Here is a 24,091-nt window from a genome sequence, read left to right on the forward strand (position 1 = left end):
ACCTTGATGGGCTAGATTGTACAGTGAGAAGCACGATCTCACAGGGGTTAAGCCAAGAAGAGATATTGATGCTTTAATGCTCTATTGGAAGGAGGACTGAGCTCATGTACACATACGAAACACTAGATAACATAGATACTCAAACCTTGCACCACGCGTTTCTAGAGGCTTTTTCCGATTATCAGGTAAATATTAATCTATCACTTGAAGCGTTTCAAAAGATGCTTGTCAGAAGAGGATATGCTCTGGAGATTTCGATCGGTGCGTTCAAAGAGCCTGGACATGAGCTAGTTGGGTTTATCCTGAATGGATTGAGAAAGTGGAATGGGGCACGAACCGCATACGACCTTGGCACCGGCGTTACACCTTTACATAGACAGCAAGGGATTTCGAGCCGCATGTTCCAATCGGTACGGGAAGAGCTGAAGCGGAATCAGGTGGAGCAGTATTTGCTGGAGGTTCTTCAGAACAATGAAGCTGCCTTTGAGCTATACAAAAAGCAAGGGCTTTCGATTACAAGAAACTTCTCGTTCCATAAGCTGGAGCAGAGCCGTTACCATGCAAAAGAGCTGACTTATGCCAACGAGTACCTGACAGAAGTAGATTCAGATACATGGGAACAACTGCAAATGTTTTGGGATTTCAGCCCCTCCTGGCAAAATTCAATCGATTCCATTCGCGCTGTGCAGAAGCAGTTTGTCTATGCAGTCGTACGGCTGGAGAAAAAGATTATCGGTTACGGCATCGTAGACCCAGTAACAGGCGATGTTCCGCAGATTGCGGTGCTTCCGGAATACAGGCGCAAAGGGATCGCGACAAGTATAGTCGGCGCACTGATGAATCATTCGAAGGGCAGGCAACTGCGAGTGATTAATGTAGATAATGCGTGTGAGGGTATGATACTGTTTTTGGAAAATGTAGGATTTGAAACGATTGGACATCAATACGAAATGATGCTTACTCTTGATAGAAATGGAAAGAAATAAGAAGATAGAGTATAGAACATGCAATAAAGATCCCCGAGGACGGTACGTGATAGCCATCATTTTAAAACAAGCACTGGAGGTTATATTTTAATGGAAAATAAACAGAGGACATTAACACCGGAGCAGCAGGAAGAAATCCTGTCGATATTAAAAAAGCGTTTTGAGAAACATATGGATCGCCATGAGGGAATCGAATGGAGCGCAATAGAAGATAGGCTGCACACCCAGCCGGAAAAACTGTGGTCGCTATCTGAAATGGAGAGAACCGGCGGTGAACCGGACGTAATTGGTTATGACGCAGAGCTTGGGGAATACACATTCTGTGATTGTTCCGCAGAGAGCCCAAAAGGCCGTAGAAGTATATGTTACGATCATGAAGCACTGGAGTCCAGGAAGCAGCATAAGCCAGAGAACAGTGCGGTGAACATGGCAGCTGAGATGGGCATTGAAATGCTGACAGAAGAACAATTCCGGGAGCTTCAGCAGAAGCTTGGAAAGATTGATAACAAAACATCAAGCTGGGTCCTTACGCCACCGAATATTCGTAAACTGGGTGGGGCGATATTTTGTGATTACCGATATGATACGGTGTTTGTGTACCACAATGGGGCAGATTCCTATTACGGAGCCAGAGGCTTCCGCGGTTTGCTGAAAGTTTAGTGGTGGATTGAGCAGCATCATTAAACGGCATTTTTAATGTATAAACATCAGATAATCCCAGAGAAACAAATAACCTTGAATGGCATGCTGCCGTCAAGGTTTCTTTTTTTAGCGGACGCTGTTGGTCCAAGGATACCTTCACACAAGACAAAGAAATTTAAATTAGGGAAATTATTTAATAATACTCAAATTTCATACATTTAGGGCATGACAATTACACTATTATGTGATATATTTTTGAGAATTCCGCGTTAAGAGGACTAGTGTCCTTGTGCAGTGGACATTAAAATATGACATTAATAGGTGATGACATCATGAATAAGATGAAGCTCGGCCTGCTGCCGAAGATATTGATTGCCATTCTGCTCGGGATTGCGGTGGGCTCGTTCTCGCCGGAGTGGCTTGTTGCTGGACTTGCCACTTTTAGCGGATTGTTTGGTAATTTTTTAGGCTTTGCCATACCTTTAATCATTATCGGATTCATAGCGCCGGGAATCGGCGAACTGGGGAGAGGAGCAGGACGCCTGCTTGGAATGACGACAGGACTTGCTTATGTTTCTTCCATTATAGGGGGCTTGCTGGCCTTTCTTGCTGCAACCTTGCTATACCCGTATCTATTGGAGGCGGGAAGTCTTACCCAGTCATTCAGCAATCCGGAAGAGGCACTGCTTGCGCCTTACTTCACCGTAGATATGCCGCCTGTATTCGGGGTTATGACTGCCTTGCTGCTGGCCTTCACATTGGGGCTTGGGGCTGCGGTCATTAAGGGACAAGCTCTGCAAAATGTCATGATTGACTTTAGAGCCATTATTGAGAAGTTAATCGCTTCGGTGATCATTCCGCTGCTTCCGTATCATATCTTCTGTGTGTTTGCCAATTTGACGTATGGTGGACAAGTGACGATGATTCTGTCTGTATTTGTTAAAGTGTTCGTTATGATTATCGTTCTGCACATTCTATATTTGGTCATACAGTATGTGGTGGCAGGACAGATTGGGCGCAAGAATCCATTCACTCTGCTTAAAAATATGATTCCTGCTTACTTTACAGCGATAGGGACACAGTCCTCGGCTGCAACGATTCCGGTGACGCTTCGTCAGACGAAGCTGAATGGAGTCAAGGGGAAGGTAGCTGATTTCGTTATTCCGCTGTGCGCGACGATCCACTTATCCGGCAGTACGATTACGCTCGTCAGCTGCTCGATGGCCGTCATGGTGCTGACAGGGATGCCGATTACATTCGGCTCTATGTTTCCGTTTATCTTAATGCTGGGTGTGACGATGGTGGCAGCGCCTGGCGTTCCTGGTGGTGCGGTCATGGCCGCACTCGGTCTCTTGGAATCCATGCTCGGCTTCGATACGACGCTTACTTCTCTGATGATTGCGCTATATATTGCCCAGGACAGCTTCGGGACAGCAACGAATGTTACGGGTGACGGTGCGATTGCGATCATCACGGATCGAATGAGCAAGTCGGAGCCTGCATAAGCTATATATAGTGAAGAAAAACAGCTCAGCTCCTGTTACAGGAAACTGGGCTGTTTTGATGTTTCTCTACATTTAGTCATACAGCACTGGACAAGCTTGGTTTGACTTCATCTTTTTGAGCAGAGATAATTAGAAATTAACAGCATCATTAGACTTAACAGAAAGCGAAGTGTATATCATGTTTGCATCGATCAATGGAACGCGTCTCTATTTCGATATTGAGGGTTCGGCATATGTTCCACAAGGAGAGAAAATGGTAAAACGCCCCGTGCTGTTCGCTATTCATGGCGGCCCGGGCAGTGATCATTCGGATTTTAAGCCATGGCTTACGCCGCTGGCTGATCATATGCAGATTGTGTATCTGGATCAGCGCTGCAATGGACAGTCAGAGCGGGTAGATCCGGCGACGTGTACGCTGGAGCAGCTGGCTGATGATATTGAGGCACTACGGGTGTATCTGGGCTTTGATCGGATCAATCTGCTGGGCCATTCCTTTGGCGGCTTTGTATCACAGGTATTTGCAAGCCGTTATCCGGATTCGCTGGACAAGCTGCTGCTGGTGGATACGGCACCAAGCAAGGAATTCTATCCCGCTGCCCTGGAATTCGCCAGCCACATCGCGACACCAGAACAAATGGCTATGATTCCGGAGCTGTTCGAGGGCCGGATTGAGGATGAGGAGCACGCTATTCGCTGGTGGGATCTGAACTACGATCTGTATTTCCATGTGAAGGACGAGAAGATCATGCGTGAGACAGGAAACCGTCCCATCGGTTCCATGGAAGTGGCGAATTATACCTTTAAACATCTGATTCCTCAGTACGATGTACGGGACAAGCTGCCAGCATTTACAATGCCGACCTTAATCGTTGGGGCAAAATATGACTGGATTACGCCCGTATCCCAGGCGGAAGAGATGCATCGGCTCATTCCGAACTCGGAGCTCGTTATATTTGAGCACAGCGGGCACAGTCCGTATGTAGAAGAGAATGAAGCGTTCCTGAAGCGTGTGCTTGCCTTTCTGAACATCGAGGGAGAACAGCAATGATTGATATCTTGACTTGGAGAGCGGAGCGGGAACGTTCAGTTGCTGAATTTCAAGGGGATTTAGCGCTCGTTAAGCTGCATTTCGTGCAAGGTACGACGACCTTCGAAGACATTCCAGGGGTATGGGAGCCGCTCACTTCTGGAACCCCGGGTCTCAAGCTGACCGCTGCCGCAGCAGACGGATTGACGATCGAGGGGAAGCCGGTAGACGGTACCGTTATTCTCGAAGCAGATCATACGCTTGTTCGCCTGTCTGAGCGGATCACGCTTGTTGCTACGTCCCAGCCGGGCTCCGATCATCTGCTGGCCGTATATGATGCGAAGGCTGATGCCGTGCAGCAGTATGAGGGGCTCTCCGTATTCCCTTATGACCCAAGCTGGTGTATGACAGGAACCTATATTCAGGAAGAGGAAGGCCGCACCGCAGCCTTCGCGCATGTGTCGGATCAGGAAGGCGCAGGGCGTATGCATCAGTCCCCCGGTGACATCCACTTCGAGTATGAGGGAGCAGCATATCGCCTGACGCCGTTTGCCTCTGGAGATACGCTGGTTATCGTATTCGGCGACCGGACGAATGGGCAGGAGACCTATGGTATGGGGCGCATGGTTAATGTTATACCGGAGGCGAACGGTACGGTACAGCTGGATTTCAATTATGCTTACCTGCCTCCGTGCGCTTTTTCACCTCATTTCAACTGCCCTATGCCGCCTGCGCATAACCGCTTGCCATTTCGAATTACAGCAGGAGAGAAGCAAGTGCGGTTTCGTAAATGAATGTAATAATAAAAAGAAGAGGGAGACAGCCAGTTGTCTCAATCTTTAATGTATAAAGAAAGAAGGAGACAGCCAGCTGTTCTCATTCTTTAGTATATAAAGAAGAAGGAGACAGCTAGCTGTCTCAATCTTTAGTGTATAAAGAAAGAGGGAGACAGCGAAAACTGTCTTCTTTTTTTGTACAATCCACCAAATAAATGTCGCTTTATGTCTAAATCAAGAGGTTAAATATCGAAAAATAAAAAATAACGTTGAAAAACGTCAGATTTTATTTGAATGACGCGTTAAATGATAGTAATATGATTTGTTGAGTATTCTCTTTGTCATTAACTGTTAGCTGGAGAGATTAATAATTATACAACATACAAAAACTGTGCATTGACAAAACTTTCGAAAAATCTGATAGTTAATTAAAACAGAGTAGAATAATAGGAATTAGAATAAGGGGTGCACAAATGGCGATCAAGAAGACACACAGAAGAGCTTTAGCGTTTATGCTTACTGCATTGCTGGTCATTATATCCGCATGTGGAAGCAGTGGTGGCGGCGACAATAATGAAGGCGGTACCAGCAGTACGGATAACAGCGGCAAGAAGGCCGTCAATATCGGAGTAACTTATGCACCAAGCGGTATTAATCCGCTGTCCCCGGTGGGACTTGTTTCTACATATGTAGCAGGTCTGATGTTCCCGCCGCTGGTCGAGCTGGATTCGAATCTGGAATATCAGCCGATGCTCGCGGATTCCATTGAGACAGAGGACAATACAACCTTTACTATTCAACTGAATGAAAATGCGAAGTGGACAGACGGAACTCCGGTTACGGCAGACGATGTTATTTTTACGCTGAAGCTGATGAGTAATGTAAAGGTTGCTTCCAACTACGCTTATATTTTTGCAACGATTGAAGGCCTGGATGATGCAGGATATCTCCCGGAAGGTGAAGATGAAATATCCGGTGTCAGCAAGGTGGATGACCATACACTAACGATCAAGACCAAAGCACCAACGACGCTTGATATTTTCAAAGATACCATTGGACGTAATCTGATGACGCTGCCACAGGCGGCACTGAAGGATATTGCACCAGAGGATATTAATACAAGTGATTTTATGCAAAACCCTACGGTTACTAGCGGTCCCTACAAAATGGTGAATTATAACCGTGATCACTTTGTAGAAATGGAAGCAAACCCGGACTATTTCAAGGGCGCTCCTAAGATTGAGCAATTGAACTTTAAGGTGCTTCAAGGAACGGCAGTGGCTGCACAGCTGCAAAGCGGTGAGATCGACATGAACATTCCTTCGGCCGGTGTTATTCCGATCAGCGATTATGAGAATGTGAAGGCGCTGGAGCATGTGACAACCGTAGACGGACCTCCGATTGCTACACAGTTTATGTACATTAACGAGAACTCCGTACCTGACGCGAAGCAAAGACAAGCCATCTCGTATGCAATGAACCGTGAGATGATTGTGAACAATCTGCTGAAGGGCTCTGGTGAAGTGATTGATGATTTCTTTACTAGCTACAGTCCTTATAAGGATGAGAGCCAGCAGCCAGTCGCATATGATCCGGAAAAAGCAAAAAGCCTGCTTGCTGAATCCGGCTGGGATTCCGGCAAGACATTAACTCTGTCTGTTCTGTCCGGTGATGCAACGCTGGAGCAAGCGGCAAACATTGTGGCAGAGAACCTGAATGCAGTTGGTGTGAAGGTTCAGATTCAAATGCTGGATCTGGCGACACTGCTCGATCGTATCGTGAAGATGGAGTATGACCTTGGTATTCTGACGGTATCCCTAACACCGGTCAATCCGCTGCCGGATATCGCATACTTCTTGTCCGAAGGCAATCCGAATGCTTATAAGAATGAAGAAGTAGACAATCTGCTGAACTCGCTGTCCGCTGAGGTGGATGAAGAGAAGATTATGGACGACTACAGCCAGCTTCAGGCGATCCTGAAGGAAGATGTGCCCATGCCGTCGATCTATGCAACCAAGGCACTTGGGGCGGTAAATAAGCGTGTAACAGGAGCAACACCTCAAGACTTTGGCATGTTTATTAACGTGCACGAGTGGGATGTACAGTAAGAGTAACAGTAAGAGTTTATATAGGATGAACAAATCTTGGTGAGATAAAGGATGGTTGATAAAAGTGAATAGCTTACTGAAGGTCAGCCATCTGCAAACCGCTTTCGATACGGATCAGGGGAAGGTTGTCAGTGTCGATGACGTCAGCTTTGAGCTGAAGGCCGGGGAGACGCTCGCGATTGTGGGCGAATCCGGCTCAGGCAAAAGTGTAACAGCTCTCTCCATTATGCGGCTGCTCGGTAAGAGCAGCCGTATTGATCATGGAACGGTTGTGCTTGATGGAACGAATCTGCTTGCGCTGGATGAATCTCGTATGCGGGATGTACGGGGCAATCAGATTTCAATGATTTTTCAAGAACCGATGACTTCACTGAATCCGGTATTCACGATTGGATATCAGCTGATGGAGGCAATCCGGCTGCATGTGAAGCTCGGCAAGAAGGAAGCACGTGAGGCAGCCATCGAAATGCTGCGCAAGGTCGGGCTTCCCCGTCCAGAGCAAATCATGAAGTCTTATCCATTCGCTCTGTCAGGCGGGATGAGACAGCGGGTGATGATCGCGATGGCGCTCGCCTGCAAGCCGAAGGTGCTGATCGCAGATGAGCCGACAACCGCGCTCGATGTAACCGTGCAGGCGCAAATCATGCGATTAATGAAGGAGCTGTGCGAGGAAGCAGGCACCGCTATTATTCTAATCACCCATGATTTGGGTGTAGTGGCGGAGATGGCAGACCGGGTACTGGTCATGTACGCCGGTCAAGTTGTTGAAGAGGCGGATGTATATACTTTGTTTGAGAAGCCGATGCATCCATACACCCGGGGACTGCTGCAATCGGTGCCCAGTCTTGACCCGGATGATGATGCGAAGCTGGCCTCCATACCCGGCTCCGTTCCGGCCCGGTATCAATTCATGAACGGCTGCCGGTTTCATAACCGCTGCCCGCTCGCGACAGAGCATTGCAGGGAAGTAACCCCGGTGCTGGAGCCGAAGGTGGAAGGGCATCTGGCACGCTGCTGGGAAGTAGGTCCAGAGAATATGAGAGAAGGAGAGGTCGTGTATGAGTAACCATGAACAGATTCCTGATACAGCTACGGCCTCTCCGCTGCTCGTGCTTGATCAACTGAAGAAGCATTACCCGGTTCACGGCGGGATCTTAAACCGTGTTACCGGCCATGTCAAAGCGGTGGACGGTGTGGACCTGACCATTTATCCGGGAGAGACGCTGGGTTTCGTTGGCGAGTCCGGCTGCGGCAAATCAACGCTCGGCAGATGTATTGTTGGACTAGAGCAGCCGACAGATGGCAGGATCCTGTTTGCAGGAGACAACATAGCAGGGAGATCGGCTAAGGACATGGTCCAGCTGAGAACCAAGCTCCAGATCGTGTTCCAGGATCCGTATTCTTCCCTGCATCCCCGCAAGACCGTCGGCGATCAGATTGCTGAGCCGCTGTATGTACACCGGATTGTACCGAGACAGGAGGTACAGAAGGAAGTGGATCGGCTGCTCGAAACGGTAGGTCTGCCTTCCATGAGCAAATCACGCTACCCGCATGAATTCTCCGGCGGACAGCGCCAGCGGATCGGGATTGCCAGAGCGCTCGCGCTGAAGCCGCAGCTCATTGTGTGTGATGAGCCGGTCTCTGCGCTGGACGTGTCGATCCAAGCCCAAGTGCTTAATCTGCTGAAGGAGCTGCAGAAGGAGCTGGGACTCACGTATTTATTCATCGCCCATGGTTTAGGGGCGGTAAGATATATCAGTGACCGGATTGCTGTCATGAACGCAGGTAAGATCGTCGAGATCGGAGATACGAAGGAATTGCTGCGGAGTCCGAAGCATCCTTATACGAAGGTGCTGCTGGATGCATTTCCGGTTCCAGACCCGCGCAGGCGAAACAGGGAACGTATTGAACTGACGGATGAGGTGCTGGATTCGGTGAACCCAGCAAATCCGATGAATTCAGCAGATCAGACGAATCCGACGAATCTGTAAATTCCTAAATTCCTAAATTCCTAAATTCCTAAATTCCTAAATTCCTAAATTTCGAACTACTTTCTTCATTCGGCGTTCTCTACTCATCTTGATGTGAGGTGCTTACATTGTTTAACTATATACTGCGCCGGATCTGGACGACCATCCCCGTTCTGTTTGGCGTAACGATTATTAATTTCATCATTATGAGAATGGCACCGGGTAATCCTGTGGACATGCTCGTTAGTCCGAAGCTGCCGGAGGCTGCACAGGAAGCGAAGCGGCTGGAGCTGGGACTTAACGATCCAGTCTATATTCAATACTGGAATTGGCTGAAGAATCTGGTACTTCACGGCGACCTGGGCTTCTCTATGATTACGTATGAGCCTGTCGGCCAGCTGATCTGGGAGCATGTCGGGCCAACGGTGCTCCTGATGGGCACGGCACTAATCCTCGGCATTGCCATTGCAATTCCAATCGGGGTGCTTAGTGCAGTCAAGCAGTATTCCAAGCTGGATTATATTGCGGTTACCGGTTCCTTTCTCGGAATTTCGATTCCAGGCTTTTTCCTGGGGATGGTTCTCATTTATTTCTTCTCGATAAAATGGAATCTGCTGCCTTCCGGCGGGATGACGGAGCTGGGCGGCGAAGGCGGGTTCCTCGATGTGCTGAAGCACATGATCCTGCCGGGGATCGTGCTGACACTGACGGTCGCAGGTCGGAATATCCGGTATGTCCGCTCCAGTATGCTTGAAATTTTGAATCAGGACTTTCTGCGGACCGCCAGAGCGAAAGGGCTGAGGGAAGCACTTGTTGTCAATCGCCATGCGATGCGGAACGCACTGATTCCCATCGTTACGGTGATCGGACTTGAAATTCCGATTCTGTTCGGCGGAGCGGTCGTCATCGAGCAGATCTTCTCTTGGCCGGGTATCGGTCAGCTGACGATGTCCTCCATTATGAGCCGGGATTATTCCACGATTATGGGGCTTAACCTATTGGCGGCGGTCGTAGTCATTGCGGCCAACCTGCTGACGGATATCGTGTACGCGCTTGTCGATCCTCGGATCAAAAACAGCTACCAGGGAGAGGCAAGATCATGAAACTGCTGAGACATTATTTTGGAAGACGTTCCGTTGATCCGGAAACGGTGGATGCAGAGCAGCTGGCGGCAAGCCTGCCGTCAAGCGGGCCGGTGATGTTCTTCCGGCGCTTTCGCAGGCATAAGCTCGCCGTAGCAGGAGTCATATTCATGCTGCTGCTGACGCTCAGTGCGATATTTGCGCCATGGCTGACCCCGTATGAGCCAACGACGGTTACGGATGCCTTTGGCGCAGGGCCGTCCTGGCAGCATCCGCTGGGCACAGACCAGATCGGACGCGATCAGCTGACACGGCTGCTCTACGCAGCCAGAGTATCGCTTGCGGTTGGTATATTTTCCGTGCTGATCTCGTCCATTATCGGTACCGTGCTCGGTCTCGTTTCCGGTTATTTTGGCGGCTGGATTGATAGTCTGATTATGAAAATAACCGATATCTTTATGTCGTTTCCTTACATCATGCTGATTCTTGTTGTGTCGAGCATTGTTGGTCCAGGCCTGCTGAACATTATCTTAATTCTAGGCTTCCTGGGCTGGCCGGGTGTGACGAGACTTGTACGGGGAAATGTACTCGCAGTGAAGCAGATGGATTACGTCAAGGCCGCTGTTGCGCTCGGCTACCGCACGCCGCGTATTCTGTTCGGACATATCATGTCTGTGACAGTGGCGCCGGTGCTGATCTATGCGACATCGGGTGTTGCACTTGCCATTCTTGATGAAGCTGCACTCAGCTTCCTGGGACTCGGCGTACAGCCGCCGACGGCAAGCTGGGGCAATATGCTGACAAGCGCCCAGTCGCTTACCATCTTGACCTCACAGCCTTGGCTGTGGATTCCGCCGGGCGTGCTTATTATTTTGACCGTTCTGTCGATCAATTTCATCGGCGACGCGCTGCGTGATGCGCTTGATCCGAAGAACAACAGGTAATAAGAATTGCATGTTATAAACAAAGAACCTTAGTGGAGCATTGGCTTCACTAAGGTTCTTATTTTTATACAGCGGTCTAGGAGTTATTAGTATTAGAACAACCCAAGGAAAATGAGTGTATAATAATAAGACAAAGAGTAGAACAAATTGATTAAATAAATTCTTTATGTAGCCTTTAAGGTAGAAGCAACCACCTTAAAGGCTTTTTGTATCCTCTTTTTCCTTCAGCTGACGCTTCGTTTTGCGATCCAGCAGAGTAGTTGATGAGATCTTGACTGCTTTAAGGACTTCTTCTGCTAACTGATTGCCTTCATTTCCCTCATTGATATCTAAGTAGAATTGCTGAATTCCCAAATAACGTCCTGATTTCATTCTTTCCGTAGCTCCAATATGATAGCCTTCTATATTAGACAATACGGAAATACACTTCTTCTCATCGGTTGCCTTTTTCCATGATCTTACCCGCAGATGCTTCTCAAACCCCGTTTGTTTGGGGAATTCCTCAAGAAAGTATTGATTACAGCGATCAAAACCCTCCATTAAGGCAGATTGCAGCTCATCGGCAGAAGAATGGATAGAAATCTCAGTAACAGGTCCATCTAGAAATGATCCAAGGTAGGTGCCGTTCGGTGATTCCGTTGGATGATGGGAGCATATGTAGATGGTATCTGCATCAACAAATAGTGTAAGTGATTTACCGTAATCTTTAAGATCATAGGCTGGTACTTGGTTGCATTGCTTCATAGCTGTATACTCTCCTAAGTGTAATTACTTGTATAATATAGGGTTCACAACTACAAGTTCAATACTGAAGAAAAATAAAGTTGCAAAAAACAGTTGCCATAAAATCACACGTATAGTATATTCAGTTCATAAAAACGTTTTTATAAAAAGGAAGACAGCAGATGAGAAAGGTAACGATCAAGGATGTAGCAAGGGAGGCGGGGGTGTCGATCTCGACGGTCTCCAATGCGCTGAACGATGTGGACGTACTGAATCCGGAGACGAAGTCGCATATTCTAGACGTCGCGAAGCGCCTGAACTATGTCCCGAACATCAACGGCAAGCTGCTGAAATCGGGCAAATCGAAGATGCTGGGCTTCTTCACCACAAGCGTGTCAGGACCGTACTTCTATACGCTGGTCGAGACGATGTCACGGGAATGTGACCGCCACGGCTACGGTCTGAACATCTTCGTAACCAAGGATAAGCAGGTCATTATGAGCAACATTCTCGGCGGAAGGGTCGATGGGGTCATTGTCTATGAAGAGCTGCGAATAGACGAGAATGACATCGCCATTATGGAGCAGAACAACATTAAGGCCGTATTTCTGGACCGCGAGATACAGAACGAAAACATGGGCAGTATTATCTTCGATTCCTATGTGGATGCGTACGAAGCAACGAAATACCTGATCAGTCTGGGCCACAAGAACATCGCCTATATCGCCGGTGTGGAGACGATGTTCGACAGCGAGCAGCGGAAGGCCGGATATCTGGCGGCATTGAGGGATTACGGGCTGAAGGCAGACGAGGACTATATTCTGCAAGGTTATTTTGAAGAGGAAGGCTCGTACGGCGCAGTCAAATCATTTGTGAATGTACATGGCAGCAAGCTGCCGGATGCATTCCTCGCAGGGAATGACCTTAGTGCGATCGGGGCCATGCGGGCACTCAAATCCCTCGGATACGAGATTCCCCAGGATACTAGTGTCGTTGGCTTTGACGATATTGACATTGCGCAGTATTTCTCGCCTTCGCTGACTACCGTGCGCAACCAAATTGCTAGGCAGGGAATCCTGGTCGTCAACCATTTGATTCGCATGATCCAGGAGAAGGAAGAAGGAAGGCATGAGAAGCTGCCAGGAGAGCTCATCGTTAGAGGCTCGACGCAGATCAAAATGGTGCGGGACTAACCTTTTACGCTTTACTATAAAAGGGGGAGTTCCCGTCCAGCTTAATAGTAAACGCTTACAAAATTAGGCTTCAGTTAAATTGGGCTGCACTCTGTTCATTATCTGCCCATTAGGATCGTCAGTCTAGCTGAGGCAGACATCCAGAATTTCAGCATTCATTCTTCTAAAAAAGAACCATATTTTTTTGACCAAAAATAAAAACGTTTTTATTTTTCGGTGAAAATATCAAATTTCTGCATTGACTGAATCCATTTCATGAACACTATTTTGTTGCTCTGATCCAGAGTATAGGAGCAAAAAGGAGAGAAGCACATGAGCAAACCAGCTCTGATCCAGCCTGCGGATGCCTCGTCCCGTATGAGGAAGACGCCAGCCAAGAAGCCCATGGGGCAGCGGATCAAGGAATTCTGCGTGGATTACGTGAAGCAGTGGGAGCTTCAGTCCATGATTCTTCCGGGCGTACTATTTATGATTATCTTCAATTTTATACCGATCTATGGACTCACGATCGCCTTCAAGAGCTACACGGTCATTGACACGATCGACAGCGCACCATGGGTAGGGCTCGACAACTTCAAGATTATAATGACGGATCAGTATTTCTGGGAATCGGTCATCAATACACTTGGCATCAGCTTCCTGAAGCTGGCCATCGGGTTTGTTGTACCTATCATTCTAGCGATCATGATCTATGAACTAAGCGGGAGTCGATTCAAAAAGTTCGTCCAGACCGTATCCTATCTCCCTCACTTTCTCTCCTGGATCGTGCTGGGCGGGATGCTCATCACCTGGGTGTCAACGACAGGTCTGTTCAATCAGATTCTGCTCTCTCTCGGTCTGATCTCACAGCCGCAGAACATCCTGCTCGACCCAAGCAAGTACTGGTGGATCGCCGTTCTGTCTGACATCTGGAAAGAAGCGGGCTGGGGGACGATTCTGTACCTGGCAGTCATGTCGAAGATCGATCCTACCTATTATGAGGCTGCCAAGATCGATGGAGCCAACCGGCTTCGCCAAATATGGAACATCACGATTCCGAACATGAAGATGATCATCAGCTTGAACCTGATTCTAACCGTGAGCGGACTGCTCGGATCGAATCTGGATCAGACACTTGTGCTCATGAACTCACAGAACCGCGAAACTGCAGAGGTCATTAACTCCTATGTATACCGGATGGGGATGACGCAGGGGGACTTCTCCTACGCGACAGCAGTGGGTCTTGGCGTATCGATCGTTTCGGTTATTTTGCTGCTGACGGCGAACAAGATCACGAGCAGGCTGAACGATAATCAATCCGTGCTTTAAGGTTTTATATAAGGGGGGCAATACTTGTGAACTCAAAAGCAATTAAAGGAGACATCGACAGCCGGATCTTTAATGCGGTGAATACCACGCTGCTTGTGATTACGATGATAGTGATCATTGTTCCGCTCTGGAATGTCCTCGTTTCATCGTTTGCTTCCAGCAGAGCGTTGGCAGAGGGGGGCTTCATCTTCTGGCCGTCCGAGCTCTCACTGGAGAATTATCAGGCGGTGTTCCGCGATTCATCAATTTGGCAGGCATTTTTCATATCGATCTCCAAGACCGTCATCGGGGTGGTCACTCATGTATTCTTCTGTGCGATGGTCGCTTATGGTCTTAGTAAAAAATATGTACGCGGCCGCAAGCTTTACGTCTCCATGGGTGTCATTACGATGTTCTTCTCCGGCGGTATGATCCCTACCTACCTGCTCATCAAGGACCTTGGTCTGCTCGACAGCTTCTGGGTGTACATCATTCCGGCGCTGCTCAGCTATTACGATGTCGTCATTCTGATGAACTTCTTCCGGGGTGTGCCGGAAGCGCTGGAGGAATCAGCCAAGATTGACGGAGCCGGTGACTGGAAGGTGTTTCTCAAAATCTTCATCCCGCTGTCCATGCCGGCCATGGCGACGATTGCGCTGTTTAACGGAGTCGGGCAGTGGAATGACTTTATGACAACCAAGCTGTATGTCACGAATGAAGCGCTGTATCCCTTGCAGATGAAGCTGTATGAGATTATTGTGCAGTCGCAGACACAGTCCATGCAAAATATCGGAGGATCGGTGGTCATCGAGACGGCGACCAAAGGCGTTCAGCTGGCGACGATCGTCATCACCACGCTGCCAATTGTCATTATCTATCCACTGTTGCAGCGCTATTTCATCTCCGGCATGATGCTCGGGGCAGTCAAGGAATAAGGAATAACCGCTCAGTTATAAGACATTTTCCAGCTAAGACTAAGGTATACGGCAGCGCAAGTCATTCTGCCATTACTACAGCAACCTGTACCACAAAACAACGGCATCACAAGTAGCACAACATAGATTTGAAAAGATCTGTTTTTGGTAAGCGCTTCAATATCAAGAGGAGGGTATGAAATATGTCAAAGAGAACGTTGGGTTATGGCAAAAAAGGATTTGCGCTGACAGCGCTGCTGCTGTCCGTCATGCTTCTGGTCAGTGCTTGCGGCGGGGGAGGCTCCGGCTCCAAGGAAGCCAACTGGATCTCGATTGAGGATCGTTATACACCGGATGCAAGCAAGCCGGCCTGGCAGCTTGATACCAAGGAAGAGACTACAGAGCTGACCTGGTACGTGAATGCGGATTGGTGGAACACCGATTATGGCAATGATGTCGTAACGAAGAAGATCAAGGAAGACCTGAACATTAACATCAAATTCATCACAGGAGATGATACGAAGCTGAATACATTCTTTGCGGGCGGCGATATGCCGGATCTCATTACGACCTTCGGCATCAATTCCCCCGTCGTGCAGAAGGCTTCGACTTGGGCGCTTCCGCTGAATGATCTGGCTGAGAAATACGATCCTTATTTCAACACCGTGGCGGCACAGGATACATTGAACTGGTTCCAGCTCGCAGACGGCAAGACGTATGGCTACCCGAACTATTCCAATACGCAGGAGGACTACGATCAAGGAACGATTCCGGCCAAGACCGCCTTCATTATCCGCAAGGATGTGTATGAAGCGCTCGGCAGTCCGAGCATAGGAACACCGGAGGAATTCCAGGCTGTCATGAAGGACATTAAGGCACAGTTCCCTGAGCTTATTCCACTTGGCTTTAACTCGATTGGCGAAGGTACTGGATCTCTAGGTGACGTGCTGCAGGACTTCATCGGCGTACCGCTGGAGGATGAGAACGGCGGCTTCTACAACCGTAATCTGGATGAGGATTATCTCACTTGGTTGAAAACATTCAACTTGGTATATCGTGACGGCAACATTAGCGATGACAGCTTTGCCGATGATGGAACGGCATTTGAGGAAAAAGTAAAATCCGGCAAGTATGCAACGATTATGCTGGATGGCACACCGCAGCAGGGAGGCAATCTGCAGATCTTCATGACGGCCAATCCGGGCAAGGAGTACATCGCCATTGATGGACCACAGAGCACCGTCGGCAACGCGCCGAAGCTGAATCAATCCGGGATCTCGGGCTGGATGGTCAGCTTCATTACGAAGCAGAACGCCGATCCTGCCAAATCTATGCAGCTGTTCACCTATCTCCTCAGTGAGGAAGGGCAAATGCTGATGAATTACGGCATTGAAGGCGAGACCTATGTGAAGAATGCCGACGGAACCGTACAGTTTACACCGGAGGTCAAAGAAATTCAGCAGAACAATGCAGATCAGTTCAAGAAGGAATACCGGATGGGTGAATTCATGTTCTTCGGACATGACAAGCACAAGACACTGAGTGAGGATGCTTTCCCTGAGTCGATCAAGCAGATGCAGGCATGGGGTGAGGGCAAGCTCGTACCGCATTTTATCCTTGAAAATATCGACCCGGATCAAGGGACACCGGAAGCGCGTGCTCTTACAGCAATCAATACGAAGTGGAACACTTCCATGGTCAGCATGATCCGGTCGAAGGACGATACCCAATTCGAAGCCGTACTGAATGAATACAAGCAGTTCCTCGATGCGAACAGCTGGGAGAAGATCGTAGAAATCCGCAGTGAGAAGATGAAAGCGAATAAAGAAAAGCTTGGACTTTAATGGAGTTTGAACTTAGAGCATACAGCGAAGAACGAATAAAGTACGGGGTCACGGAGGAGAACAGCATGCAGAACTTGAAGGACCTGAACATCTACGAATCAAATGGAGAACAATCGTTGTTTGTAAACAAAACGAGAGCAGAGCTTACACCACCGGACGCTGAGGCACAAACGTACAGCATTATTATCGATGACAGCGAGCAGTATCAGGAGATGGATGGCTTCGGAGCATCCTTCACTGATTCGGCAGCCTATCTAATTCATCAGGTGCTCTCGCCTGAGCAGCGTGAGGAGCTGATGCGCCGGCTGTTTGACGCTGCAGAAGGGATCGGGTTGTCCGTTATACGGAATCCGATGGGAGCTTCGGATTATGCCCGGGACTTCTACAGCTATAATGATCTGCCGGAGGGAGACACTGACCCAGAGCTTGAAAAATTCTCTACCCGGCATGATGAAGCGGACATTATTCCGCTCATGAAAGAAGCGGTGCGGCTGAATCCACAGCTCAAGCTGATGGGCTCCCCCTGGAGCCCGCCGGGCTGGATGAAGACAAGCGGCTCCATGATCGGCGGCGAGCTGATCGAGCAATACTATCCGGTATATGCTGAATATTTTGTACGGTATATTAAGGCATATGCGGAGCATGGCTTGTCAGTCTATGCGATTACACCGCAGAATGAATCCTTGTATTCGCCCGGTCACTACCCGGGAATGATATTTCCGGCGGAGGATCAGGCACGGTTCATTAAGGAGCATCTGAAGCCAAGCTTCATCAGAAATGGAATAGATACCAAGATATTGTGCTACGATCACAACTGGGATAAGCCAGAGTACCCGCTGACCGTGCTTGACCAGGCGCTGGAAGCAGTAGACGGTGTTGCATGGCATTGGTATGGGGGCCGTCCTGGCGCACAGACCGATGTATTCCAGGCCTTCCCGGACAAAGAGGTGCATTTCACGGAAGGCTCCGGCGGGGAATGGATTCCGCCATTTGAGCAGGCCTTCTCCAATGTCATGCGTACAGGCATTGAAATTCTGCGCAATTACAGCAAATCGTTTGTGCTGTGGAATATGGCACTCGATGAGAACAATGGACCGGCAGTACCGGGCTTTGGCAAGAGCACCTGCCGCGGAATTGTGACGGTTCATCAGGAGACCCGCGAGCTGACGTATACGCTTGATTATTATGCGCTTGCCCATTTCAGCAAGCATATTCGCCCGAAGGCGGTGCGCATCGGCTCCAGCAGCAATGAAACGGTTCGTTCCGTGGCGTTCAGGAATACGGACGGCTCCATCGCCGTCGTAATCTTCAATGACAGTGAGGAAGCGAATAATGTACAGGTCCAGATGCCAGGTACAGAAGAAGCTCTAAGCTTCCAAATGGAAGCCAAAAGCGCTGTAACTCTCGCCTTCGGCGCTTAACCATTTTTCAATTTCCTTCAATTCATAAAGGCAGCAATAGTGGAGAATCATCTCACCTATAGCTGCCTTTATTTTTTTGGTAATGAAGATTTGTCCCTCCATTTTTATGTCTGCAAACTAAACCCGTTCAGCAAAACATCCCATGTTGCATCATCGCCAGCCCGGTTCGGAATGCCAAGAGAGCAGATGCCAGGAAGCGCCCAGCCGTTATTGACGACGGATGTCAGTCCATCGATGCCATTCACGATCAGAATGTTATAGCTGCCGCCAGTAAGGGGGCGGAGTATATTTTGCAGCTGAAGCGCTTCCTCATATGTGCTGCCCCAGCGGATGAACAGCACTCTTCTGCTCGTGCTTAATACTTCCAGCAGACGCTGGCTGCGCATGTCGATTTTTTGCTTGAACTCGGGATAGACTGCTGTCCATGCCTGCCCCTCGACGACGGGAAAATCATGAACCGATATGACATTATAATAGTGGTCTTTCACAAAATAGGATTTCAGCGGTGTCACCTTCTCATTGTCCACAAAGGTGGCGTATCCGTCGATCAGTCCCATGTTGGGTAGCTCCATGTATCCCTGGAAACGATTTTGCAGCAGCCGATTTACATCAGTCAGTGATAAGGAGACCGACCAGTCGAGCGGGGCAGAGAAGGTGCGAAGCCCTTTCCGCCGCAAGTGGGCTGCCGGCTCGCATGAGCTTCCTAGGCTTACGTAGCAATCATAGGCACCTTGAATTTCTTGCAGGATCATGTCCATTCACTTCTTCCTGATCATTTATACATTCTATGTGCGATCCGGAAGGAAGGACTGGACCTTCGAGGAGATGAGCGGCAGCTTTTTTAATAAGTCGCTGGAATTGGGCTGTGCTTCACCAAGAGGAAGGCTGACACGAGGAAGCACCCCTCTATTCATAAATGAGAAAAAGGAAGCTTCTCTGGCTGTTCATTAAACAACTCACCGGGTCATCGTTTAAAACGCAGGGAAGCTTCCTATTATATGAGTGGTTCACTGAAATGGTTATGGTTAGTCTGAAGAATCAATGTTACTGTTACCGTTAACGTTACTGCAAGGTCTTGTCGATAGCTTGAGCGATTTCATTGAGCTTCTGAATACTTGCCACAATTTCGTTCACCCGATGCTGCTGCAGCTCGGCACTTGCCAGCACTTCCTCGACGGAAGCGGCAGATTGTTCTGTAACGGAGGATACGGAGGCGATCTCATCCGTAATTTGAGTGGATGCAGACTGGAGCTGTATATTCAGATCGAGCAGATGATCTGCCTGATCCATAACCTCCTTCGTATTTGCATTGATCTCCTGAAATAAAGCTGTGATGATATCCGCTGATTCCGCACCAGAGCGGGAAGCGGTCTGGCCCTCTGAAATGCGGACCGCAGCTGAGCTGATATTATTCTGAATCGAAGATAGAATACCTGCAATATCTGATGAAGCACGGTGTGTCAGCTGAGCAAGCTGGCGGATCTCCTCGGCAACAACAGCGAAGCCTCTGCCGTGTTCTCCTGCGCGAGCCGCTTCAATCGAAGCGTTGAAGGACAGGAGATTGGTCTGCTTGGCGATCTCCTCAATGGAAGAGAGGATGCCGCCAATTTTAACATTTTCCGAATTGACCTTACCCATAATCACGGCTGTATTATCAACGAGCTCAGAGACCTGATGCATTTTGGCTGCAAGATCGGTAATCTGGTCTTGGCCTTCCTTTGTCAGCTCGGCAGCCTTGTTGGCCTTTTCACTTGTTGTCTCCGAGGCCGCAAAGGTGCGCTGCACCGAATCATTCAGACTCTCCATCGCAGAGCTGATGTCCGAAACGCTGCTTGCCTGGGATTCGATACCTGCAGACATCTCGTGAAATGCAGCGAGAACCTCAGCGTTGATCTTTCCAGCCATGACGGCATTTTCATTCAGTTCCTTGCCTGAGGTATTCAGCGTTGTAGAAACCGTTCTTGCTTCATTAATGAGCACTTCGACCCGTTCTTTGGCATCGTTCGCCTCCTTCATGCTGACGTCCATATTTTTCAGCATTCGGGTTCCGACCGTACTCTGTCCAATTAAGGTCAGGAGAACGACGATATAGAATGTGTTAAGGCTGATGACATCCACATTGATATAGGCAGTAGCGGCAAAATAATTCAACAAGGCCAGCCCAATGATTCCATTGACAATCATAATAAATCGATCCATATAGAGGGAGCAGAAGGCCAGTCCCAAGTATAATACGAGAGAATTGGTCACAGCTGAACCCATCGACATAATCGAGAAGCTGATAATGTTAATACCGATTACCATTAAGTATCTAATTTGCGGTATGAAGAGCTTTTTCCAATACAGGAAGGTGCTTAATAAACAAACAGGAATGGCTGGATAGGCGATTGACAATACCCCATCCAGCGAATCGATTGTCGATACGATACCAAGGACGGTGCATATCCACAGCAGTAATACCAGCAGACCGTTTCTTTTGTGTAGTTCGAGTAAATCTTGCGTCATTCATGTTCCTCCTGTAATTGAAAATAAATATTTCGGGCGTTTATCTGTTCACAAAAGAATGTTGCTCCAATAATGGCCTGGTATCTTGTAAAAATGTTAAGATAAACATTATCGGCCAAATCACATTCATCGTTCTATGCAGCAATGAAATGGATTCAATCTTTAAATATATCGTCCAAAATCTATACATAGCTTAGGGCTTTTTATGATTTGTAAGAAATTACCTTAGAACAGGAGGAGAGGAGTTTAATGAAGGCAATTATTAATATGATGTATTCGGTGCTGATCCTTATCGCCATCTTGGGCTTGCTCATCACCGATATGTCGTCAAGCAACGTTATGCTGTCCATCACAGCGATCATCATCTGTGCATTAGGACTCTATCTGGTTAATCGGAAGAAGAAGTGAATAAACTGTTCACTGGAGGGGTGCGATGGAAGTGCTCGTTGTCATACTGTTGATTGTTATAGTCGGAGTAACTCCGTTATTTTACCGAATGAACCGACGTATAGGTATGCTGGAGGAACGCATCAGGCAGCTTGAGGATAGACTCTAATGATGTAATAGCCGCTGCAAATGAATAGAAGCGATAAAAAGTGCAGTTAAAGTGAAGCGTACATAGTAAAATAAATAACGCTAATATAGCGAGAGAACTCAACGGTAAGAAGCCTGGATTTAACCGCTCCAGGCTTCTATTCATTAACTGCAAATTTTAGTTTACTCATAGACCCTCACGTTTCCCTTACTTGTTACTAATTGGGCTTCATTAAAGCCGTTTCCCTTGGCGATCATGCGGCCGTCATCCTCGTAAACTTCCCCCAGCAATTCGACCTTGCCGCTCCCAGTCTTGGCCATGAATTGATAATGCTTCGGCTCGCTGATCTTGAAGAACACATCACCGGCTCCTGTCTCACCGTCCAGCTCCTCGGCATTGACCTGCTTCATATCTAGATTTCCTGCTCCGGTCTTTGCCTGCATGAATGCAGCGTTCATTCGCTCCACGGTGATGTAGCCGCTCTTCGTCGTGAGTGACATTTCTTCATACAGCTTCTCAGGCACAATAATGGAGAGTGTCGCACTCTTTTGAACTGCTGCATTGCCGCTAGTATGATTCAATTGCTCACTCGTCGTTCCTTCCGGATATCGAATTCCCGTGGTCAAGGTCTGATCCACCGTGTTAACGAACAGCAGTGGCTGCTCCTCCTGTGACCCATGCTCAATGTTAAGTGTAGCGGTGATGCGATCTGCATTCGGTTCCATCTTGACGAAAATATTACCCTCAAAACCTTCTGCCATCCGTATAGAACGAATGTCCGTGGCATCCACTTCCTGCGTCTGTGTTATATGCTGCGGCTGACCTTCATGATCTGAACCTGTACGTTTCTGTTCTTTAACAGATAATGTAGGGCTCTGACTAACCATGATCTGTTCCTCAACGGTACTGCTGCTTCCAGTCTGACGGTATGTCGGATCATTCCCGCATGAAGTTAATGCAAGTGCGGCCGTCACCGATAGAATGACACTTAACTGCTTCTTCATGCGCCTTCCTCCTTTTGCGTTAGAGTGGTTTACACTTTATTACCCTCTAACGGAAGGAGTAAAAGTAAGACGGCAAGCGAAAAAAAAGGCAAAATCGTTGATCATACAAAAAAACCGGACCGCTTCAGCAGCGGTACCGGCAGGTAGATCTGACATATGGCATCACTATTTCTATTGATCAATTCTTGCTTCGCGGACGGTCATCATTGAATTTGCTGGAAATAGGGTGTACATTGTCTGCTGCTGGCTCAGCGAGTGCCTCCTCGATCTGGTTCTTGATAATGTCGGCATAGATGGTCCGATCGATCTCAATTAAGCTGGGGTAGAGCATGTCGACCAGATCGCGGATCGTTTCCAGCGTGGATCGGAGCTCCCGCTCTCTGGCAGATCGCCTGCTGGTCTTGGATGCCTGCGGTCTGTCCGCCTCCTGATGGATAGGAGATGGGAGCTGCTGCAGGTCCTCATGAAGAAGCTGAAGCTTGTCGGATAGGAGCTGTATGTTCTGGAGCTGTTCTATACAGATGAGATGCCCGTTGCCTTGCTCATCCCACTGTTGATAAATATCGTATAGGGAGAAGGGCTGCTTCCTCGTGTTCATAATGAGTTCGACTCTTGTGCCAGAGTGAACGGGTGAAATGTAACGTTTAGCTTTGCTGATGGAACCTTCGTCCAGCCAATCTGTGAAATGTACTGCTTGCTCGTATATATGTGACGCCGAGTCGGAGCAGGAAAGGATGCTCAGCTCTGCGTCGATCACGATATAAGGGACGGGGATATTAGATGGATTGGATAGATTCAAGAAGAAGACTCACCTCACGTACTGCTGCTGATTGGATCTGTTGTAAGACATGATCCACTGCTCAAGCTCGTAGATATCGGACAGAAAGACCGCTCTGCCATCTACAGCCTCATGGACACTGTATTTTTCAATGATGCGACCGCCAATCATTATGACAGGCTGGGGGATGAGCTTCTCAAAAGCTTCAACGTACTCCAGCAAGGCTGGCAGATGATAGACGATTGAGACGGATAGAGCAACAACATCCGGCTTCCAGCTGAGTGCGCTTAGAGTCGCATATTCCAAGGGCAGATTAGGTCCGTAGAAGCGTGTATCGAACCCGTTCTCTTCGAACATGGTATTCACCATCTTAAGCCCGAAATAATGAGCTTCACCCTTCACACATAGCAGCATAGCACGGTATCCATGGGTGGCAGGCTTTTTTTTGAGTGCTGCATATCTGGACAGGAGAACGTCACATACCCCAGAAGCTAGATGTTCATCAGCTACAGTAATCTGATTCGTTTCCCATAAGGAACCCACGTAACGCATGGCGGGTGCAAGCAATTGTTCAAATATGAAGAGACTGTTTCGGCCGGACTCGACATGTTGAAGTAAGTTTTCCCAGCAAGTCTCTGTGTTTCCTTGCAACATATTTTCTGCAAATTGTTCTGCTTCCATATGCATGACATGACACCTTCTTCGGATATTGGGTATAATGTAACTCATTTTAGTATAAATGAATAGAAAGAACTAGCGAGAAAGAAAGGGACTGGTAGAAGCTTTTGTCGAAATTGACCCATATTCAAAAATATCCTATATGATGGAGGGACTCACTGATATACTG

The 24,091-nt window shown here is 48.2% G+C and carries 23 protein-coding genes; 17 read left to right on the plus strand and 6 right to left on the minus strand.

All coding sequences use genetic code 11. The annotated features are described in order from the left end of the window. The first annotated feature begins 104 nt into the window (after positions 1-104). From BLW49_RS20530 to opp4C, 10 genes are all read left to right on the plus strand, one after another. A complete protein-coding gene (locus BLW49_RS20530; protein ID WP_090726606.1) occupies positions 105-986 on the plus strand; it encodes a GNAT family N-acetyltransferase in 882 nt (293 codons plus the stop codon). Positions 987-1,076: 90 nt separating this feature from the next. Next, a complete protein-coding gene (locus BLW49_RS20535; RefSeq protein ID WP_076312353.1) occupies positions 1,077-1,646 on the plus strand; it encodes a DUF4256 domain-containing protein in 570 nt (189 codons plus the stop codon). 314 nt (positions 1,647-1,960) lie between these two features. Beyond that, a complete protein-coding gene (locus BLW49_RS20540; RefSeq protein WP_371264597.1) occupies positions 1,961-3,133 on the plus strand; it encodes a dicarboxylate/amino acid:cation symporter in 1,173 nt (390 codons plus the stop codon). Positions 3,134-3,311: 178 nt separating this feature from the next. Continuing rightward, positions 3,312-4,181, plus strand: a complete 870-nt coding sequence (locus tag BLW49_RS20545; protein WP_076312352.1) for an alpha/beta fold hydrolase — start codon at positions 3,312-3,314, stop codon at positions 4,179-4,181. Beyond that, positions 4,178-4,954, plus strand: coding sequence for a DUF1684 domain-containing protein (locus BLW49_RS20550; protein WP_090726608.1), 777 nt, complete (start codon positions 4,178-4,180; stop codon positions 4,952-4,954). The genes BLW49_RS20545 and BLW49_RS20550 overlap by 4 nt, the downstream gene beginning before the upstream one ends. A 455-nt stretch (positions 4,955-5,409) precedes the next feature. Beyond that, positions 5,410-7,044: an ABC transporter substrate-binding protein gene (locus BLW49_RS20555; RefSeq protein WP_090726610.1), complete on the plus strand. Its 1,635-nt coding sequence runs from the start codon at positions 5,410-5,412 to the stop codon at positions 7,042-7,044. Positions 7,045-7,108: 64 nt separating this feature from the next. Then, complete coding sequence (locus BLW49_RS20560) at positions 7,109-8,110, plus strand: ABC transporter ATP-binding protein (RefSeq protein WP_090726611.1); 1,002 nt, start codon at positions 7,109-7,111, stop codon at positions 8,108-8,110. Further along, positions 8,103-9,035, plus strand: coding sequence for an ABC transporter ATP-binding protein (locus BLW49_RS20565; RefSeq protein WP_090726613.1), 933 nt, complete (start codon positions 8,103-8,105; stop codon positions 9,033-9,035). Before BLW49_RS20560 ends, BLW49_RS20565 begins: the two co-directional genes overlap by 8 nt. A gap of 107 nt (positions 9,036-9,142) precedes the next feature. After that, complete coding sequence (locus tag BLW49_RS20570; RefSeq protein WP_076312347.1) at positions 9,143-10,117, plus strand: ABC transporter permease; 975 nt, start codon at positions 9,143-9,145, stop codon at positions 10,115-10,117. Further along, on the plus strand, positions 10,114-11,040 hold the full coding sequence (gene opp4C / locus BLW49_RS20575) for an oligopeptide ABC transporter permease (RefSeq protein WP_177178809.1): 927 nt from the start codon (positions 10,114-10,116) through the stop codon (positions 11,038-11,040). Before BLW49_RS20570 ends, opp4C begins: the two co-directional genes overlap by 4 nt. Before the next feature lie 195 nt (positions 11,041-11,235). Here the strand turns inward: opp4C and BLW49_RS20580 are convergent, their stop codons facing one another. Further along, positions 11,236-11,784 carry a hypothetical protein gene (locus BLW49_RS20580; RefSeq protein WP_076312345.1) on the minus strand — a complete coding sequence of 183 codons (549 nt, stop codon included), beginning with the start codon at positions 11,782-11,784 and terminating at the stop codon, positions 11,236-11,238. 161 nt (positions 11,785-11,945) lie between these two features. Here BLW49_RS20580 and BLW49_RS20585 point away from each other — a divergent pair, with 161 nt between their 5' ends. From BLW49_RS20585 to BLW49_RS20605, 5 genes are all read left to right on the plus strand, one after another. Beyond that, positions 11,946-12,956, plus strand: coding sequence for a LacI family DNA-binding transcriptional regulator (locus BLW49_RS20585; RefSeq protein WP_047912898.1), 1,011 nt, complete (start codon positions 11,946-11,948; stop codon positions 12,954-12,956). 357 nt (positions 12,957-13,313) lie between these two features. Beyond that, positions 13,314-14,264, plus strand: coding sequence for an ABC transporter permease (locus BLW49_RS20590; RefSeq protein ID WP_076312647.1), 951 nt, complete (start codon positions 13,314-13,316; stop codon positions 14,262-14,264). A 26-nt stretch (positions 14,265-14,290) separates the two neighbouring features. Further along, positions 14,291-15,178, plus strand: a complete 888-nt coding sequence (locus BLW49_RS20595) for a carbohydrate ABC transporter permease (RefSeq protein WP_083655790.1) — start codon at positions 14,291-14,293, stop codon at positions 15,176-15,178. A 182-nt stretch (positions 15,179-15,360) separates the two neighbouring features. Then, positions 15,361-17,001, plus strand: coding sequence for a type 2 periplasmic-binding domain-containing protein (locus BLW49_RS20600; RefSeq protein WP_090726616.1), 1,641 nt, complete (start codon positions 15,361-15,363; stop codon positions 16,999-17,001). 65 nt (positions 17,002-17,066) lie between these two features. Further along, positions 17,067-18,422 carry a glycoside hydrolase family 30 protein gene (locus BLW49_RS20605; RefSeq protein WP_371264598.1) on the plus strand — a complete coding sequence of 452 codons (1,356 nt, stop codon included), beginning with the start codon at positions 17,067-17,069 and terminating at the stop codon, positions 18,420-18,422. 104 nt (positions 18,423-18,526) lie between these two features. Here BLW49_RS20605 and BLW49_RS20610 read toward each other — a convergent pair whose 3' ends face one another. Both BLW49_RS20610 and BLW49_RS20615 read right to left on the minus strand, forming a co-directional pair. Next, on the minus strand, positions 18,527-19,180 hold the full coding sequence (locus BLW49_RS20610) for a DUF1796 family putative cysteine peptidase (RefSeq protein ID WP_090726618.1): 654 nt from the start codon (positions 19,178-19,180) through the stop codon (positions 18,527-18,529). A 304-nt stretch (positions 19,181-19,484) separates the two neighbouring features. Further along, the gene (locus BLW49_RS20615) at positions 19,485-20,927 is read right to left on the minus strand and encodes a methyl-accepting chemotaxis protein (protein ID WP_090726620.1); all 1,443 of its coding nucleotides are present in this window, start codon (positions 20,925-20,927) and stop codon (positions 19,485-19,487) included. A gap of 249 nt (positions 20,928-21,176) precedes the next feature. Here BLW49_RS20615 and BLW49_RS28900 point away from each other — a divergent pair, with 249 nt between their 5' ends. Together BLW49_RS28900 and BLW49_RS29285 are read left to right on the plus strand one after the other, a co-directional pair. Then, positions 21,177-21,335: a hypothetical protein gene (locus BLW49_RS28900; RefSeq protein ID WP_177178810.1), complete on the plus strand. Its 159-nt coding sequence runs from the start codon at positions 21,177-21,179 to the stop codon at positions 21,333-21,335. A gap of 25 nt (positions 21,336-21,360) precedes the next feature. Continuing rightward, a complete protein-coding gene (locus BLW49_RS29285) occupies positions 21,361-21,483 on the plus strand; it encodes a hypothetical protein (RefSeq protein WP_256209865.1) in 123 nt (40 codons plus the stop codon). 161 nt (positions 21,484-21,644) lie between these two features. On the opposite strand, the gene BLW49_RS20620 is transcribed toward BLW49_RS29285, so the two are convergent. From BLW49_RS20620 to BLW49_RS20630, 3 genes are all read right to left on the minus strand, one after another. Next, a complete protein-coding gene (locus BLW49_RS20620; RefSeq protein WP_090726622.1) occupies positions 21,645-22,466 on the minus strand; it encodes a DUF4097 family beta strand repeat-containing protein in 822 nt (273 codons plus the stop codon). A 178-nt stretch (positions 22,467-22,644) separates the two neighbouring features. Then, the gene (locus BLW49_RS20625; RefSeq protein WP_090726624.1) at positions 22,645-23,265 is read right to left on the minus strand and encodes a hypothetical protein; all 621 of its coding nucleotides are present in this window, start codon (positions 23,263-23,265) and stop codon (positions 22,645-22,647) included. 9 nt (positions 23,266-23,274) lie between these two features. Beyond that, positions 23,275-23,931 carry a cobalamin B12-binding domain-containing protein gene (locus tag BLW49_RS20630; protein ID WP_076312331.1) on the minus strand — a complete coding sequence of 219 codons (657 nt, stop codon included), beginning with the start codon at positions 23,929-23,931 and terminating at the stop codon, positions 23,275-23,277. Positions 23,932-24,091: the final 160 nt, after the last annotated feature.

Origin of the sequence: Paenibacillus sp. PDC88 (assembly GCF_900106725.1) — a bacterium.
Lineage (GTDB): Bacteria > Bacillota > Bacilli > Paenibacillales > Paenibacillaceae > Paenibacillus > Paenibacillus shunpengii.